We start from the raw sequence: 19039 nt of genomic DNA, 5'->3' as shown, positions 1-19039 counted from the left end.
GGTGTGGGGTTATTAATTATTGCCCGCGAAAAATTCGTTGATACCGTTATAAATACCGGTCGCAAATTTGGTGGTGCCATCTTCAGAGGTGAGCAGAGCCTGCTCCGCAGGATTAGAAATGAAAGCAACCTCAGCAAGAATAGCCGGCATATTGGTATTCTTGATTACATAAAAATTAGCTGTTTTAGTACCTCTGTCGGGCGTGTGTACACTGGCAATAATACCTTCTCGGACACAGTCTGCGAGTTTCTTACTGTAACTACTGCCGCCTCCGTAGTAATAAGTGGATGTACCGTCAGTAGAAGTATCCGTGAATGAGTCATTATGGATACTGATGAAAATATCAGCATTAGCCTTATTAGCTATGTCACAACGGGCTTGCAGTTCTTCAACATCACTGGCTGTAGGAGCAGCAACAGAGGTATCCGTAGTTCTGGTCATAATAACAGTAGCACCGGCATCTTCTAACATTTTCTTTAGTTTCATACCAATGCGAAGGGTGGCATCCTTTTCTTCAGACTTATTATAACCAATTGCACCAGAATCATTTCCACCGTGTCCAGGGTCAATGGCAATTTTTTTGCCTTTTATGCCAGGCGTGGTGAAGATATCAGAACCTGGTGTGTCAGGTGTAGCAGGAACTACAGGCGCTGGAGCAGGCTGCACGTTACTACTGCCATTGTTACTGATCTTACCAAAATCCATTACGACGCGATAAGGATTGCTACTGTCAGCAGGAATCGAAAATACATCGTAAGAATCACGTTTTAGCGAAGTGTCAATGACTACACGGACTGTATCAGGAGAAAATTGGGCTACGCGGATATGGTTAATGTTTTTGTTGGAAACTGTGAAATCTTTTTTTACGGACGGGCTAAGCCAGGCACCCTTTAAATCGATGACAATACGGTTGGGTGAAGATAAACCAAATGATTCATAATCTACTTCTTTGTTAGCGTCAGCAACAAGACGCACTTTATCATTCGTAGAACTGATACGTATCGCCGAGATTTTTGCCAGAGATGCTGAGGCCGTAATAAAATTTCCGGCATGGGCAGTTTGTGTGAAAAATAAAGAAAAACTGAATATACATATATTTATCAGAAAGTAAGATACTGCTTTTGGCAAGAAAATCCCCCCTACCATGTTTTGCTGTGGAATAAGAAACAATATGGCACATAAACCCCATATTCTAATATTCTACAACAAAGCTACAAAAAACACAAAATAAAAATCTATTACTTGATATCTGGCACTGTCAATGTATATAATAATAATAGATTTATTATGCAGGAATAAAAGTTCATATTGTTATATACTAGTTTAGTATAGCAAAAATGGGGCAATGTTGTTAGTTTCGATGAAGTCAGTGGTAGAACCATGTCTTTCAATAATGAATATTGTTAAGGAAAATATGTACATAGTGCGAACATCGTCAATAAATGGATGACCTGATACAGTAGTGCTATGGTGTTTTTATATCTACCCACGGTGATAAGGGGGGATTTTTTTGCAGAGAGAAAATATACAAGGAACAGTTGTCAATATAAAAGTTGTCGGTGTTGGCGGCGGTGGTAATAGCGTTTTAAAACGTATAGCTGAGGGGGATCATCCCCAAATGGAGCTCATTGCTATAAATACTGATAGGAAACAGTTACAGACGTTGGAACGAAGTGGCATTAAGGTCCTACAGATTGGCGATAATTTGACACGTGGGCTTGGCAGCGGCGGCCGGGTTAGCCTAGGACAGGAAGCTGCGGCAAGCGAAGAAACTGCCATAAAGGAACTTTTGACTGGTGCTGACTTGATCTTTATTACGGCTGGCATGGGAGAAGGTACAGGAACAGGTGCTGCACCTGTGGTTGCCGAATTTGCCCATGCTATGGGAATACTCACCATTGGTGTCGTTACAACACCTTTTTCCTTTGAAGGATCACGTAAAAAAAAGACGGCTGCGGCCGGCGTTGATGCCATGCGTCCTTTCCTTGATGCGCTTATTGTCATTGAAAATGATAAATTGCTGGAATTACGCAGCACAAATAAACATATGTCTTTACTGAATGCTTTTCATATGGCGGACAGTGTTTTAAGACAGGCTATACGTTGCGTATCAGAGTTGATTTTGACAGTAGGCGTAATAAACGTTGATTTTGCTGATGTACGCTCTATCTTTAAACAGAATGGCAATTCCGAGGCACTGCTGGGGATAGGAGAAGGTAACGGGGCTGTAGATGCTGTAAAAATGGCTATAGAAAGTCCGCTGATAGAGCGCTCGGTAAACGGAGCCAGAGGTATTATACTCAATATAACGGGTGATCAAACTTTGAGCCTATTTGAAGTAAATGAAGCCACTAAATTTGTTTACGAAAGTACTAGTTCTGATGTTAACATAATACTGGGGACAGTAATAGATGAGCACCTGGACGGGAAAGTCAGGGCGACGGTCATTGCTACTGATTTTATGGATGATGAGATCAGGACGCAGCCAAAAGAAAATAAGGAAAAGGCTGAAAAAAAAGAAAAGGTGATAGCCGCCCCAGAGCTACCTGTTTTTATGCAAAAGAAAAATACTGATAATATTGATAAGCTGATTTTCGATATTGAAAAAATTAATAAAAAACATTGATTGTTAAAGCTGTGTTTGTGGCTTAAAGGGTGAGGTAAATACTACCCTTCCTGCATTTCAAAATAAAAGGATCCCTTAGTAAGGTAATCTTATAAATTGCCTGCTAGTAGGGATCCTTTTATTTGGGGATTTGTTTGGAAATAGTAATTTACACAGGTGTCTGTCGGTCTGGTATAAATTTAAACTTTAAAAACATTTATATCGTCGGCAAAATAACGTGCCAGTTTTTTAAATTCACCTATTTTGTCCATAAGGCCTTTAATTTTTTCGTTGTATATATGGATAGAGGCGTTAATTTCTTCTGTGGAAGCGGAATTATCCTGGGCAATATCAACAATGGATTCAATTTTTTCATACACATTGTTCATGCTGGTCATTTCTTGTTCTAATTGACCTATTATTTCTACTATGTTGTCAGAAACTGTTCGTATTTTTTTCAGATAAGCAGCATTTTCATTTACGACTGAAACCAGATTAGCATTTTCATCTGAGAGAATATCGTATTCAACATCAACATGTTCTACTACTTCTTCAATTGTTTTTGTTATTGTCTGCACATCTTCAGAAATGATTTGGGATTGTTCCTGGGACTGTTCGGCAAGCTTACGCACTTCTTCAGCAACTATGGCGAAGCCTTTGCCGTGTTCACCGGCGCGGGCAGCTTCGATGGCCGCGTTTAATGCGAGCAGGTTGGTTTGGCCGGCAATGGCAGCGACTGTGTTGGTAATTTCGGTGATCCGTTTTGTCTGGTTGCGCAACCCTTCGACGGAAGTATTGACCTTGGCGAAGTTAGCCATACTGGAGTTGATCTTTTCGCTTGAATCATGTACATTAGAGAAACAATTTTCGATTTCCTCTACAGCTGATTGTAAATGCGTGTTATTGTTAACCTGTTTTTCAACGACACTTTTCAAAGTGGAGATATTGTCATTTAAAATATTAACTGCCTGCGAGATTTTTTCAGAGGCGGTTACCGAGGCTTCTGCACGGCTGTTTACAACTTGGGCAATGGCATCAGAGGTTGTACTCATTGTGTTACCAAACTTATTAAAATCGTTGCCATAGCGGGCTAACTCATCATTGCGTCCCTTAATGCCGGTGAAGCTGCGGCGCATACTCACATTGTATAATTCTATTTGGTTGGCAAGCCGTTCAAATATATCCTTAGATTTTATTTTTACAGTAGTGGCATACTTGTGTTCGCCAAGTGTATTAAGTAATTTTTCGATAGTGGAGAACGGACGCAAAAATAAAGAAGCTGTCATTCCAGAAAAAATGCCGGCAAGAATGGGAATCCATAACGGAAACGAACCGTCAAAGGCTTTGGTGATAAAGGCAACGATAAATAAACAAAGTGCAGTCAGCAGACCAATCTTTGCTGAAAGGGAAGGCAAAAACCCAAGCAGACAGTTGGGACGATAGGTGTAATCACTTTGTATTTTATAGGGAAATTGCAGTTTAAGCTGCAAGAAATCACTGCCTTTTGCAAGTTCAGTAATGCCTAGTTTTTCATGATAATGTTCAGCTGCTCCATCCAGAAGGCCGCGGAAGTAATTAAATTTTTTTCGTTTAGAGCGATATGTAAAGACAGACTCAGTAGTGGATATGTTTTTTATTTCAATCACAGGTGGATTAGCACCAGGAATAAGCCTGGTTATTTCTACATGTATATCGTACAGGGAAGACAAAAAAGCGTGGAGGTTCTCTCGTTGGAAAAAACCGGGATAAAATTCAAAGAATGTTGTAATATTATCTTTACCGATGGCATGCCAGATCTCAGCAGATGATTTGCCCAATTTCTTGGCAAGAGTGTCACCGAGCGATTGTGCCGCTGTATCACTTATATCTTCACTGGGCATAAAAATATGGCCAGATCCGATTCCTATCTCATCCATGACATCCTTTACTAATTTGTCACCCCAAAGTTTTTTGCAGGTGCGTACCCATGTGCTTACTATTGTACCCTTCATAATATGCAATCTCCTTATGCAAATTCCTCTTCATCCTTATGCAGATAATTATATACTGTTTTGTATGGGGAGTAAATGATTATCTGTGCTAATCTTAGCCTAATCATCAAGGATAAAAATACGCAAAAAGCATAGAGAATGGTTAATTTAAACTTGAAAACAAGAAAAAAGCTTCTTTTTAGTGCTTTTGCACTATAAAAGAAGCTTTTGAAATAGCTGTCATCTAAAAAACTACAGCAAAAAATCTATGCAGAATGTTGTATCAGCACACAGATATTATTCAATATTTATATGTTTAGAATTGTCTGTAGGAGTGGTTTTCGGCAATTTTATAGTCAAAATACCATCCTTAAATTCTGCTTTGGCTTGAGCATCGTTAATGTTATCTATATAGAAAGACCGGGACATGCTGCCGCAACGACGTTCGCGACGAATATATTTTCCCGTGTCATCTTTTTCTTCATTTTCGTCTTTGGTGTTTGCTTCAATGGTCAAATAACCATTATCGTAGCTCAAGGAAATGTCTTCTTTTTTTACGCCGGGAAGTTCAGCGGATAGTTCATAGGAATCACCCACATCCTTTACATCAACTTTGAAGGAAGCAAAACCTGACATTGCGGTCTGCACTGGTGCAATGGCCGAATTAAAAAATGGTTCATTAAAGAAATCAAACAAACGACCGAAAGCATCATCTTTTTTAGCTGCATTGTTTTTTGCAAAAGGAACTAAACCAAACATAAGAAAACCCCCTTAAAATATACTATTGTAATTATAAAAGGTTGAGAAGCTATTTTCCAACGGCTCCTTCAAACCTTATATTTATATTATACTTATAAAAGTCAAAAAGTCAATATCAAATAAAAGAAAATTTTATTTATTGGCAATGGAAAAACTTTCTGTTAATATTATATGAAAATATATTTGTGGATAGGTGATTGGTATGGGTAAAATGTTGGGGCAATTGCTTATCTTCCGCGATTTTGCGAAAGATAAGGTGATTAGAGCATATGATGCAGCTGAAAATAGTGGTGATGTCAAAGAAAGACATGTGTTTTTTCATGAGCTGATCAGTAATGGTGAACTGCTGGGGTTGTCAGGTAAATTATTTCCAGCTTATCTGATATATTTACTTGCTAAGGGAAATAACATGATTGCCGATAATATCCAGCGCTATGGGAACGCAGGGGAAAGCATGGAAAGATTGCTGGAAATGGATATGCAGAGTATTTATCCTCATCTTTCGAGAAAATTGATAGAAGAAGGAGAAATAAATGAAATCCTAAATGAATATAAACCGGCAAAAAAATGTCATTTCGATGCCTATAATGAATTGCTTCGTACAATGGAAACGGCCAGTTCTGCTAATGAGGCAGCAAAACTGCTGATAGAACATTATAAAAGATTTGGGGCAGGGAAATTAGCATATTATCGGGCTTTTTGCTGGTCAACCAACACAGGACTGACGGGCATAGATTATTTTGAAAAAATTAATATGCAAGACCTGATCGGTTATGATAAACAGAAAAAAATGCTTATCAATAATACACTGGCTTTTTTGGCAAATAAACCTGCTAATAACATTTTGCTGGTGGGCGCACGTGGTACGGGAAAATCATCTGGTGTGAAAGCACTGGCCAATGAATATTATCAAAAGGGCCTGCGTCTTGTACAGATAACACGCGACCAAATAAAGACAATCCCTGCCCTTATGAAATGCCTGAGAAGTTTAGCGGGCTATAAATTTATTGTTTTCCTTGATGATTTATCTTTTAATGAAGGCGAACTGGATTATAAGTATTTGAAGTCCGTCATAGAAGGTGGCGTTTCTTCTGTACCACAGAATGTGCTTTTATATGCTACGTCTAATAGAAGGCATCTGATTAGGGAAACATGGCAGGATAGGGATGATATGCAGGAAGAAATTCACCGCAATGACAGTGTCAATGAATCTATTTCGTTATCTGACCGATTTGGTCTGATAATAAATTATGATGCACCTGACCAAGAAGAATATTTATCCATTATCAAGCACTATTTACAAAAGGCGGGAATTGAACTTAATAGTGAAGAGCTGCGCATTGAAGGACTTCATTGGGAATTAACACATTCAGGAAGAAGCGGACGCATTGCACGGCAATTCGTTAATTGGTATTTGGGACAACATAAATAAAAAATGTGTACAATTACAAGTGACAGTTGAATTTGTAATTGTTTTAATTAAAAATGTGCAGCAGTACTGTTTTATAGTCCATGGAGACTTGAGCAGGTACTGCTGTAAAAACTTGCGGATATGGTAAATTTTTGGTTAAAAACTTTTTATAAAAATGTAAAGAAAATGTTTACTTTTTGTTTTATAAGAGTTATAATTTGTATATAATCGTAAACGTTTACGGTATAAAAGTTTAATTTTTGGAAAATTATCAATGCAGTAAAAATAATTAAAATTTATTGGGCTTTTTGGTATTGATAGTTTTTAATTAAAAGGAGGTACTGTCGTATGTCAGAAAAAAGCCAACATATTCGGTCTCGACTTGCTTACTCGTTTGGTGCGTTTGGACATGACGCGTTTTATGCTACATTGTCCACATATTTTATAATGTTTATTACCTCACATCTATTTGATAAGGATAGTGGCGCAATGGGGGCTAAAATGATTGGGTATATTACCTTGATCATTATGGCTCTGAGAATTTTGGAATTGCTTATAGATCCATTTATTGGCAACGCAATTGATAATACTCGTACGCGACTTGGGCATTTTAAACCATGGATTCTAATCGGTGGTACTATTGGTTCTGTCGTATTAATGATTTTATTTACTAATATGGGTGGATTAAATACAAGTAATCCGTATTTATATTTGATTTTGTTCGCTGTTTTATACATTATGATGGATATCTTTTACTCTTTTAAGGATGTCGGTTTCTGGTCAATGATCCCGGCTATATCATTTGATTCAAGAGAACGGGAAAAAACAGCAACGTTTGCCCGTGTAGGATCTCATATAGGGCAAAATATTGTCGGCATCGTGGTTATGCCTATAGTACTGCTCTTTTCACAATATAGTAACCACGGACAGGGCGATTCACAAGGTTGGTTTGCTTTTGCCGTAGTTATCGGCTTGGTTTCGTGGATTTCAGCAATTGTTGTTGTTATTGGTACTAGGGAAAAGGAATCCAATTTACGTAAAAATAGAGAAAAAACGACTTTTAAAGATGTGCTAAAGGTTCTTGTCCGCAATGACCAGTTAATGTGGGTAGCCTTAGCTTATTTGTTCTATACTGCTGGCATCCAGATCGTTAATGCCGTTGAATTATATTATTTTACTTTTATCCTCGGAAATGCTGCACAGTTTAGTATTTTAGCTACAATTAATACAACTATCGGCATATTTATCGTCTTAACATTTCCTTCATTGGCGAAAAAGTTCAGCCGCCGCAATGTATTTTTTGCTTCGGTAGCTGTTTTATTGATAAGTATTTTGCTCTTTACCTTCGCAGGTAAGTCTTTACCTTTAGTTTTAATCGCGGGCGTATTATTCTATATTCCGCAGCCGTTGGTTTTCCTGTGTGTTTTAATGATTATGACAGATTCTGTTGAATATGGACAATTAAAATTTGGTCATAGGGATGAATCCTTGACATTGTCTGTGCGTCCACTTATAGATAAATTTGGTGGAGCTTTGACAAATGGCTTTATTGGTATCGTCGCTGTATGGGTAGGAATGACTTCAGGTGCTTCTGCAGAATCAATTACTGCGCATGGCCAGATGATTTTTAAACTGATGCTGTTCGGTGTACCGGCAGTCATGTTATTGATAGCATGTGTATTTTTCTACAAGAAAGTCACACTTACGGAAGAAAAACATGCAGAAATTGTTGATCAGCTGGAAAAGACATGGGCTAATAAATTAAAGAACGAACAAGCTGCGCAATTAGAAATAGGCAACATTGATCTGCTTATTCATGCTCCAGTAAAGGGAATGTTAATGCCATTGGACAAGGTTGCAGATAAAACCTTTGCTGCTGGAAAAATGGGACGTGGCTTTGCTGTAAAACCTACGGAAGATAAAGTATATGCGCCTTTTGACGGCACAATTGAAACGATTTTCCCTACTAAGCATGTTATGATTATCCGTTCTAGTGAAAATGCTTTAGTGCTTATCCATATTGGCATTGATACTGCACAGATGCACGGCGATGGATTTACCACACATTGTGGGCAAGGTCAGCATGTACATGAAGGCGACCTGTTAAGCACATTTTCTCGGGAAAAGATACAAAAAGCTGGTTTTGACGACACAGTGATGGTATCACTTACTAATGATAATGAAAAATTACATTTTGAAATGTTGAAAAATGATGGTGAAGTTGACCATGGCAGTCCTGTCCTTAAGCTGCGTTCATAAAAATTAAATAAAAAACTTGATGGGAGGGTGTATGATGGCAATTACAGTAGAAGAGAAGACGGGAGTCTTTCATTTACAGACGGATAATACCAGCTATGTTTTTCAAGTGATGGAAAACGGTGAGTTAGGGCAGTTGTATTATGGGAAAAAGATACATGTTCGTCCGCAATATCCTGATTTAACTATTCGTGAGCAGAGAAATATTACGCCTGCGTGGAAATTAGACAAGCCAGATTTTCAACTGGATGTGTTGAAACAGGAATATGCTAGTTTTGGTAAAGGCGATTTTCGTTATCCGGCATATAAATTGGTCTTGAAAGATGGCAGCCGTATTTCAGAATTTGGTTACGATCGGTATGAAAAAAGAAAAGGCAAGCAGCGGCTGCCTGCTTTACCGTCTACCTTTGATGAAATTGGGGATGATGCAGAAACTTTAACTATTTTCATGGAAGATAAAATGGCTAAGTTAGAATTGAAAATAGTTTATAGTGTTTTTCCGCATCAGGATGTAATTGTCCGGAGTGCATGTTTTGTTAATTCGAGCGAAACAGCAGTGCATTTAGCGACTGCTTACAGCGTACAATTAGACCTCCCAGATGATAGGTATGATCTACTGCAATTCTCTGGGTCTTGGGCAAGAGAACGTCATTTGCTCCGCACACCGCTTCGGCCGGGAGTGCAAAGCGTCGGCAGTTTGCGGACAGCATCAAGCGCCCAGCATAATCCTTTTATGATGCTGGCGCGTCCAGAAACAAATGAGGACAGTGGTGAAGTTTTTGGTTTTAATCTCATCTATTCCGGTAATTTCTTGGATCAGGTTGAAGTAGACCAATTTAGTACAGCCCGGATATTGATCGGTATAAATCCTGCTGAATTTTCTTGGAATCTAACACCGGGTCAATCTTTTCAAACACCGGAATGTGTACTCAGCTATACTGCAGAAGGAATGAACCGTCTCAGCCAACAACTGGCGCGTTTTTATAGACGGCATTTGCTGCCGGCTCGCTTTGCAGAAAAAAACAGACCTATTTTGATTAATAACTGGGAAGCAACTTACTTTGATTTTAATGAAGATAAATTATTGGGAATAGCCAGTAAGGCGAAAGATTTGGGTATAGAGTTATTTGTGTTAGATGATGGTTGGTTTGGTAAACGCAATGATGATACGACATCTTTAGGCGACTGGTTTACGGATGATGCTAAATTTCCTTTGGGACTGGGCCATTTTGCAAAGCAGCTTCATGCGATGCAATTGGCCTTTGGCCTATGGTTTGAACCGGAGATGATTTCCCTTGACAGCAAACTATACCGGCAGCATCCAGAATGGGTTATCCATGTGCCGGGACGGTCAATGTCTCCTGGACGCAATCAGTTTGTGCTTGATTTTACGCGGCAGGAGGTAATAGATTATCTTTTTGCAGCGATCAGTAAAATTATTGAAGGAACACAACTGGATTATATCAAGTGGGATATGAACCGCCATATTACGGAGATGTTCAGCACTCAGCTGGCTGCCGAACAGCAGCTGGAAATGCCGCACCGTTATATTTTGGGAGTGTACCAGCTTTATGAACGGTTGACAAGCAAATTCCCACATGTCCTCTTTGAATCGTGTGCATCAGGCGGCGGCCGCTTCGATCTGGGCATGATGTATTATGCGCCGCAGGCATGGACTAGTGACGATACGGATGCGGTAGAACGGATGTTTATTCAGTTCGGAACGTCATATGGTTATCCGCAGTCAATGATGGGTGCCCATATTTCAGATGTGCCAAACGGTCAAACAGGGCGGATGACACCAATGGCAACGCGGGCTGCTGTAGCATTCTTTGGTATTTTTGGCTATGAACTTGATATTACCAAGTTATCAATACAAGAAATCTCGCAGTTGCAAGATCAGGTTAAGTTTTATAAAAAGTATCGGCGTCTATTCCAATTTGGGACGCTGTATAGGATAGATAATCCCTTTGTTAATGGGGGGAATGTAATGAGCTGGCAGGTGGTCAGCGACGATAGACGGCAGTCCATCGCTTGTCGCTACCAAATTTTAAACCATGCTAATCCAGCGTATAAACGAATATATTTTAAGGGATTGCTCCCTGATCAAAAATATACTGTAAACAACAGCGTTGAGCGCTTTTATGGTGATGAATTAATGAATGCAGGCCTTTTTGTACGGCAGTTGATTGATGCATGTAAATGTGCATCGGCTTCTGTTGATTTTCATGCAGCCTTATTTGTAATTGAGGCGGTAGATTAGATATAGAAATTTACTTGCAAAAAGAATTTATTAAGAGAAAAGAGGTCGGTTGTTTTGCAGGCGGATATCAATTGGTTGGATGATCCAGAAGTATTTCGAAAAGGGCAGATACCGGCACATAGTGACCATCAATTTTATAAAGATTATGATGAGGCGCAAAATGATAAGAGTAGTTTTGAGCAGAGCTTAAACGGTGAATGGCAGTTTTGTTTTTCTTCAAATCCCATGGTACGGCCGCAAGGCTTCTTTGCTGAAGATTTTGACAGCAGTAATTTCGATACTATTAAAGTACCGGGTCATATTGAGTTGGCCGGATATGATAAAATCCATTATATTAATACACTTTATCCATGGGAAGGACATATTTACCGTAGGCCGGCATATACCTTAGGCGCAGACGAAACAGGCAAGGGCATGTTCAGCCAGGCGGAGGATAATCGAGTCGGTTCTTACCGTAAAAAGTTTATATTGCCACCGGAGTTTTATGATAAAAATGTTAGGGTACGGTTCGATGGTGTAGAAAAGGCAATGTATGTTTGGCTTAACGGTCATTTCTTGGGTTACGCCGAAGACAGCTTTACGCCGTCAGAGTTTGATCTGACACCTTTTATCAAAAAAGGGGAGAACTTACTAGCTGTCGAGGTGTTCAAGCACAGCACGGCTTCTTTTCTGGAGGATCAGGATTTCTTTAGATTCTTTGGGATTTTTAGGGATGTTACCTTGCTTGCCCAACCCCAGACACATGTTGAGGATCTGTTGATCAGGCCGACGGTGACAGATGACTTTAAAGACGGTCTGCTTGATGTGCACTGCCATTTATCCAGCAGTAATATTGATGCAGTAGTCAATGTTATTGTCAAGGATAGCGAAGGTACAGTACTTTTTCAGACGAAACAGCAAGCTGCGGAAAAAATAAAGGTAAATGGTATTCGTTTTAAACAGATACATCTATGGAGTAATAAAACCCCTTATTTATATCAGTTGATTGTTGAAATAAGCAAAGCGGATGGTACCGTATTGGAAATTGTTCCATACCATTTCGGGTTCAGGCGGATCGAAATAAAAAATAAAGTTATTTTATTTAATGGTAAGAGATTTATTATCAACGGCGTGAACAGACACGAATGGAATGCCCGTTCCGGAAGAGTCATAACAGCTGTTGATATGGAAAAAGACATCAGTATAATTGAAAAAAATAACATCAATGCTGTCCGTACATGCCACTATCCTGACCAGAAACTTTGGTATCGTCTTTGTGACCAGCACGGTATTTATGTGATGGCGGAAAATAACCTGGAATCGCATGGTTCATGGCAGAAATCGGGTGAAATTGAACCGTCTTATAATGTACCGGGGTCGTTACCAAAATGGCGCGATGTTGTCTTAGACCGGGCAAAAAATAATTATGAATTATTAAAAAACCATCCGAGCATTGTATTTTGGTCACTGGGAAATGAGTCTTATGCCGGTGATAATATTGCGGCGATGAATAAATATTATAAAGAGGTTGATACGTCAAGGCTTGTCCATTATGAAGGCGTGGTAAGGAACCGCAAATATGAGAGTGTTATTTCTGACGTCGAAAGTCGGATGTATGCTTCACCTGAAGAAATAATAGAATATCTGCAAAATAAACCGCAAAAACCATTTTTATTGTGTGAGTATATGCATGATATGGGAAATTCATTAGGCGGCATGAAATCTTATATGGACTTGCTTGAGCAGTTCCCTATGTACCATGGTGGTTTTATATGGGATTTTATTGACCAGGCTCTATTGGTTAAAGATGAACTTACCGGCCGGGAAGTACTGCGTTATGGTGGCGATTTTGATGATCGGCCGTCTGATTATGATTTTAGCGGTGATGGATTATTATTCGCTGACAGGACGGAGAAACCCGCGATGCAGGAGGTGAAATATTATTATGGAAAATACAAATAAAAAATTGAAAATAATATATGGTGATGCAACCTTGGGTATTGCCGGGAATCAATTTCACTATATCTTCAATTATGCAAGAGGCGGTCCTGAATCATTGGTCATAAATGGCAAAGAGTGGCTCTATAGGGAAGCAAAACCGACTTTTTGGCGGGCAGCGACGGATAATGACAAGGGAAATGGCTTTGTGAAGAAGTCTATTCAGTGGTTGGGCACAGATATGTTTATTGATACGGCAAGTATAGCCGTGCGCATAAATGAGAAACCGATAGCATTTCCTAAACCACCGGTAAACAATCAATATTCAGATGCTGAATATGCGGATAAAGTAGAAATAGTATATGTGTATCAAACACTTACTAAGCCTTCTACGAAGGTTAGTGTCAGTTATGCTATTGTACCGGGCGGTACAATAACTGTAAAAGTCCATTACTATGGGAATAATGAGCTACCGGAATTGCCAGTATTCGGTATGCGCTTTATTATACCTACCAAGGCTGATGGTTATGAATATGAAGGATTATCAGGTGAAACATATCCTGATAGGATGGCAGGCGGGGGATTTGGTACATACCAAATAAAAGGACTACCTGTAACACCATATTTAGTACCGCAAGATTGTGGCGTCCATATGAATACCAATTGGGTAAAAGTAATTCGTAGCACCACGAAAAATAATGCGGATAATTCACATGACCAATTTGGTATAAAAATATGCAGCTTGGATAAGCCGTTCGCATTTAGCTGTTTGCCATATACTGCTGAAGAATTGGAAAATGCTACTCATGTTGAGGAATTGCCACTGCCTAGAAGAACAGTTCTTTCAATTCTTGGTAAGGTCAGGGGCGTAGGTGGTATTGACAGCTGGGGAAGAGATGTAGAAAAACAATACCATATTCCAGCAGGGCAGGATATTGATTTTAGTTTTTCAATTGTAAAAGCTTAAAAATAGACATGCAGATAAAGAAGAGGAGAATACAATGGATATTGTGGAAGAAATAAAAAAAGTGTATAAAGAGAAATTTAAGGAACAGGCGCAGCATATATTCTATTCACCTGGAAGAGTAAATCTTATAGGTGAACATACAGATTATAACGGTGGACATGTTTTCCCATGTGCTATATCATTGGGAACATATGGAGCCGCATCGCTGCGAGAAGATAAAAAAATATGCTTTTATTCACTGAATTTACCGGAAAAGGGAATAATAACGGCTGATGTAGAAAAAATAGCGAACGATAAGGCTAATGATTGGGCCAATTATCCATTGGGGGTAGTGAAGACATTCCAAAACCACGGTTTTAAAGTCAATAAGGGCTTTAATCTGGTAATATATGGGAATTTACCGGACGGAGCAGGGCTTTCTTCATCAGCATCGCTGGAAATGCTTACGGCAATGGTATTAAAAAAATTCTTTTCATTTGTTATCGACACTTTGGATATGGTGAAGTTTTGCCAGGAAGCAGAAAATAAATTTGTCGGTGTGAATTGCGGTATATTAGATCAATTTGCAGTAGGCATGGGTAAAAAAGATAATGCCATGCTTTTAGATTGCAATACACTAAAATATCGTTATGTAAAAATATTGCTTAAGGGATACAGTATAGTCATAACCAATACTAACTGTAAGCATAGTCTTGTTGATTCGGCTTATAATTTGCGCCGCAGCCAGTGCGAACAGGCTTTAGCCGATATTCAGAAAAAACGGAACGTGAAGAGCTTGGGTGAACTTAATGAAGACGATTTCGCGCAGTTACAGACAGCAATAAAAGATCCGGTATGTATGCGGCGTGCCCGTCATGCGGTATTTGAAAATCAAAGAACAATAAAAGCAGTAACTGCACTGGAAAATAATGATTTGGAATTGTTTGGACACCTTATGAATGAATCGCATAAATCACTGCGGGATGATTATGAAGTAACCGGGCCGGAACTTGATGCCTTGGCTGAATTAGCATGGCAACAGGACGGAGTGATCGGCTCGCGCATGACAGGAGGCGGTTTTGGCGGTTGCACAGTCAGCATTGTGCGGAACGATTGTATTGATGCATTTAAGAAAAATGTAAGTAAAGGGTATGTACAGAAAATAGGTTACAAGCCGGACTTTTATATTGCCAATATAGGTGATGGCACAAAAGTCATTGAATAATGAAGAAAAGTCGAGTAGAATAACCTTGTAGTAAAAATAGAATTTGGTTTCGATATTGTAGCGGGTATTAGCCATTGCAATACCGAAAAATAGAAAATGTGAAACAATAAAACGCGGAGGTTTAAAATGGCAATTTTAGTATGCGGCGGAGCCGGTTATATAGGTTCACATATGGTGGATGAACTATTAAAAAACAATGAAACACCAATCGTAGTGGATAATTTACGCACCGGGCACAGACAAGCTGTACCAGCACAAGTAAAGTTTTATCAGGAAGACATTCGTGACAGCAAAGCAATGGATAAAATATTTACTGAAAACAAAATAGAAGCAGTTATTCATTTTGCAGCTTGTTCACTCGTGGGTGAAAGCATGGAAAAACCACTTTTGTACTTAAATAATAATGTATATGGCATGCAGGTATTGCTTGAAACTATGGTAAAGCACAAAGTAGATAAGATTGTTTTTTCTTCTTCCGCGGCGACTTACGGAGAACCGAAACGAATCCCTATAAAAGAAACAGATACTACAGAACCGACCAATCCATACGGCGAATCTAAACTCATAATGGAAAAAATGATGAAATGGGTGAGCTTAATACATTCTGTACGGTATGTATCCTTGCGTTATTTCAATGTAGCAGGGGCATCTGAAGACGGACATATCGGTGAAGACCATAAGCAAGAAAGCCATTTGGTACCAATTATTCTGCAAGTACCGTTAAAAAAACGTAAAGCTATAACGATATATGGACAGGATTACCCGACTAAAGATGGAACATGCATACGGGATTATGTTCATGTAGTGGATCTGGCTGATGCACATATGAGAGCGATAAATTATCTGCGCAAGGGTGGCAGCAGTGACATATTCAATTTGGGCAGCGGCAATGGTTTTTCCGTAAAAGAAATGATTGAAGCTGCACGGAAAGCTACAGGGGAAGAAATCCCGGTAATTGTGGGAGCACGCCGTGCTGGCGATCCGGCTAAACTTGTCGCTTCTAGTGAAAAAGCAGGAAAAATTTTAGGCTGGAAAGCAAAGTATACAGATATGGAAAGCATCATAAAAACGGCTTGGAAATGGCATAAAAAACATCCAAACGGATTTGATGAGTAACCGGGGATTAACTTATGGATATAAATTATGAGATAAATAGACTGCTCAATTTTGCACAACAGCAAAAGCTTATAGAAAAAACAGATAAGATTTATGCGGCTAATCTTTTGTTAGATGTTTTACGGGTAGATGCCTTTGCGGAAGAAGTAGTAGATGAACGTTTAGATGAAGCATCGGCTATTCTGACAAATATGCTGGCATACGCAGTAGAAAATAAACTTATTGAAGACACAACAGAACAAAAAGACCTTTTTGATACACGCATCATGAATTGTGTAATGATGCGCCCTTCAGAGGTTATTGGAAAATTTACAGGATTGTATGACCAATCGCCTAAAATGGCTACGGATTTTTTTTATAAATTGAGTATTGCCTCGAATTATATAAGAAAAGCGCGTGTAGATAAGAACATTATTTGGCAGACAAAGACAGAATACGGCGATTTGGATATAACAATAAACCTTTCCAAACCAGAAAAAGATCCACGTGATATAATAAAAGCGAAAACGGCAAAGTCATTATCCTATCCTAAATGCCTGCTTTGTCGCGAAAATGAAGGTTTTGCCGGAGGCATAGGGCATCCGGCAAGACAGACGATTAGATTGATTCCGTTGGAGTTTGGTGGACAGGAATGGTTCCTGCAATACTCACCATACACATATTATAATGAGCATTGTATAGTGCTAAATAAAAAGCATATACCAATGCAGATCACACAGAAAACGTTTCAAAATCTGTTGTCTTTTGTCAGTCGTTTTCCGCATTATTTTATAGGCTCAAATGCGGATTTGCCAATAGTCGGCGGCTCTATCTTAGCGCATGACCATTATCAGGGCGGTAATTACACCTTCGCAATGGCTAAAGCTCCTGTGGAAAAAACGTATACAGTTAATGGCTTTGCAGATGTAACTGTCGGCAGAGTAAAATGGCCAATGTCCACTATTCGTTTAGCAGGGAAAGATAGAAAACGTTTAACAGAACTGGCTGCATATATTTTAAAAACCTGGCGGCAGTATTCTGATGCGAGTGTCCAAATATTGGCTGAAAGTGATGGTACCCCGCATAATACAATTACGCCTATAGCCCGCAAACGCGGAGATTTATATGAGCTGGATTTAGTATTGCGCAATAATCGTACTACTAAGCAATACCCATTGGGTATATTCCATCCGCATAATGAAGTGCATCATATAAAAAAAGAAAACATTGGCCTCATCGAGGTTATGGGATTGGCTGTATTACCGGCCAGACTTAAGTCAGAGCTGGCGAAAATAAAGGAAGAATTACTGCGCGGCACAGCTGATATAAGTGGTGATCCTGAAATAAAAAAGCATGCTGAATGGTATAAAAAAATGCATGAAAAGTACAATAGTTCTATTGACAAAAATAATATTACTGATATCCTTAATAACGAAGTAGGTAGTATATTCATGCAGGTACTGGTTCATGCAGGTGTCTATAAACGAAACAGTATCGGCTTGGCAGCTTTTGATAAGTTTATGGCTGTCCTATAATTTTGTTTTGAGGATGATAAGTTGATGAAATCTACGACGATAATAGATGTGGCAAAATGTGCTGGTGTATCAGTAGCGACTGTTTCGCGTGTAGTGAATGGTAACTATCCCGTAAAAGAAGAAACTAAGAAAAAAGTATTGGACGCAATTAAGGAACTTCATTATGTGCAGAACATTCAGGCTCGCGAACTTAATACAAGACAATCCACTACTATCGGTGTAGTTGTCCCCAGCTTATTTAATATGTTTTTTGCCGAAGTTTTTGATGGCATTGAAGAATATATAAAGCACTATAATTATTCTATGCTCATTACTTGCGCAAAAGACAATCCGCTGAAAGAAAAACAATGTATGCAGGAGCTTTTATCACGCAATGTCTGCGGCATTATCAATATATCGCCTAACACATATGCAGTTGAAGCTGCTTTTTATGACCAGATAGCAGCCAGGGTGCCACTGGTATTTATAAACAGCTATGTAAAGAGGCCGGGAATATCATATGTTTCTAATGATGAGGCTTCCGGGACGAAAATGGCACTGAACCATTTATTGAAATTAGGGCACAGGCATATACTCTTTATTCGTGGTATGAGTAGTGACTCTTATGAAATAAAAGAAGAAATTTATAGAAAAATGATGTTTGAGTATAAAGTAAAACCATATGTGCTTAATATTGGTGAAGGCAATATTGAAAAAACTGTGGATAATACTTTAGCAAAAGTGATGATGGCGATACAAAGCGGCAGGAAGATAACCGCTATATTCGCTTGTAATGATTTGATGGCTGTAGGGGCGATTAACGGTTGTCATCGCTTGGGAATAAACGTACCGGAGGATCTTTCCATAGTTGGTTTTGATAATATTTCGATAAGCCGTTTTATTGAACCAAAACTCACTACGATAGACCAGAATATGTCTTTGCTGGGACAGTCAGCTACAGCTTTATTGATGGAGAAAATAGAGTCGCAAAATACTGTCAGCGATGAGATTATTTTGGAAAATACATTGATAAAGCGAAATACGACTGCACCTATAAAAACGGTATAAAGATGCTTAG

General features: G+C 39.0%; 13 protein-coding genes. 10 read left to right on the top strand and 3 right to left on the bottom strand.

The features are described from left to right. Positions 1–12 precede the first annotated feature (12 nt). Positions 13–1128, bottom strand: coding sequence for an N-acetylmuramoyl-L-alanine amidase (locus EDC37_RS03410; RefSeq protein WP_231040065.1), 1116 nt, complete (start codon positions 1126–1128; stop codon positions 13–15). A 382-nt stretch (positions 1129–1510) separates the two neighbouring features. On the opposite strand from EDC37_RS03410, the gene ftsZ reads away from it, so the two are divergent. Beyond that, positions 1511–2626 carry a cell division protein FtsZ gene (gene ftsZ, locus EDC37_RS03405; protein WP_132547937.1) on the top strand — a complete coding sequence of 372 codons (1116 nt, stop codon included), beginning with the start codon at positions 1511–1513 and terminating at the stop codon, positions 2624–2626. Positions 2627–2805: 179 nt separating this feature from the next. Here ftsZ and EDC37_RS03400 read toward each other — a convergent pair whose 3' ends face one another. Beyond that, the gene (locus EDC37_RS03400; protein WP_132547935.1) at positions 2806–4596 is read right to left on the bottom strand and encodes a heme NO-binding domain-containing protein; all 1791 of its coding nucleotides are present in this window, start codon (positions 4594–4596) and stop codon (positions 2806–2808) included. A 276-nt stretch (positions 4597–4872) separates the two neighbouring features. Then, positions 4873–5334 carry an Hsp20/alpha crystallin family protein gene (locus tag EDC37_RS03395; RefSeq protein ID WP_132547933.1) on the bottom strand — a complete coding sequence of 154 codons (462 nt, stop codon included), beginning with the start codon at positions 5332–5334 and terminating at the stop codon, positions 4873–4875. 202 nt (positions 5335–5536) lie between these two features. Between EDC37_RS03395 and EDC37_RS03390 the strand changes: the two genes are divergently transcribed. From EDC37_RS03390 to EDC37_RS03350, 9 genes are all read left to right on the top strand, one after another. Next, positions 5537–6766 carry an ATP-binding protein gene (locus EDC37_RS03390; protein ID WP_132547931.1) on the top strand — a complete coding sequence of 410 codons (1230 nt, stop codon included), beginning with the start codon at positions 5537–5539 and terminating at the stop codon, positions 6764–6766. Between the two features lie 327 nt (positions 6767–7093). Continuing rightward, on the top strand, positions 7094–9004 hold the full coding sequence (locus EDC37_RS03385; RefSeq protein ID WP_132547929.1) for a sugar MFS transporter: 1911 nt from the start codon (positions 7094–7096) through the stop codon (positions 9002–9004). Positions 9005–9035: 31 nt separating this feature from the next. Beyond that, the gene (locus EDC37_RS03380; protein ID WP_196589867.1) at positions 9036–11264 is read left to right on the top strand and encodes an alpha-galactosidase; all 2229 of its coding nucleotides are present in this window, start codon (positions 9036–9038) and stop codon (positions 11262–11264) included. A gap of 54 nt (positions 11265–11318) precedes the next feature. Continuing rightward, positions 11319–13205, top strand: coding sequence for a glycoside hydrolase family 2 TIM barrel-domain containing protein (locus EDC37_RS03375; protein ID WP_132547927.1), 1887 nt, complete (start codon positions 11319–11321; stop codon positions 13203–13205). Next, positions 13189–14148, top strand: a complete 960-nt coding sequence (locus tag EDC37_RS03370; protein ID WP_132547925.1) for a beta-galactosidase small subunit — start codon at positions 13189–13191, stop codon at positions 14146–14148. The genes EDC37_RS03375 and EDC37_RS03370 overlap by 17 nt, the downstream gene beginning before the upstream one ends. Positions 14149–14182: 34 nt before the next feature. Then, positions 14183–15352, top strand: coding sequence for a galactokinase (locus EDC37_RS03365; protein WP_132547924.1), 1170 nt, complete (start codon positions 14183–14185; stop codon positions 15350–15352). A gap of 126 nt (positions 15353–15478) precedes the next feature. Beyond that, positions 15479–16468 (top strand): UDP-glucose 4-epimerase GalE, encoded by a 990-nt coding sequence (galE, locus tag EDC37_RS03360; RefSeq protein ID WP_132547923.1) that lies wholly within the window; start codon positions 15479–15481, stop codon positions 16466–16468. Between the two features lie 14 nt (positions 16469–16482). Further along, positions 16483–17982 carry a UDP-glucose--hexose-1-phosphate uridylyltransferase gene (gene galT, locus EDC37_RS03355; protein ID WP_132547922.1) on the top strand — a complete coding sequence of 500 codons (1500 nt, stop codon included), beginning with the start codon at positions 16483–16485 and terminating at the stop codon, positions 17980–17982. A gap of 24 nt (positions 17983–18006) precedes the next feature. Then, positions 18007–19029, top strand: a complete 1023-nt coding sequence (locus EDC37_RS03350; RefSeq protein WP_132547921.1) for a LacI family DNA-binding transcriptional regulator — start codon at positions 18007–18009, stop codon at positions 19027–19029. Positions 19030–19039 lie beyond the last annotated feature (10 nt).

This window comes from Pectinatus cerevisiiphilus, assembly GCF_004341685.1.
Lineage (GTDB): Bacteria > Bacillota > Negativicutes > Selenomonadales > Selenomonadaceae > Pectinatus > Pectinatus cerevisiiphilus.
The sequence above is the reverse complement of the archived record's forward strand: the minus strand, read 5'-3'. Positions and strand labels throughout refer to the sequence as shown.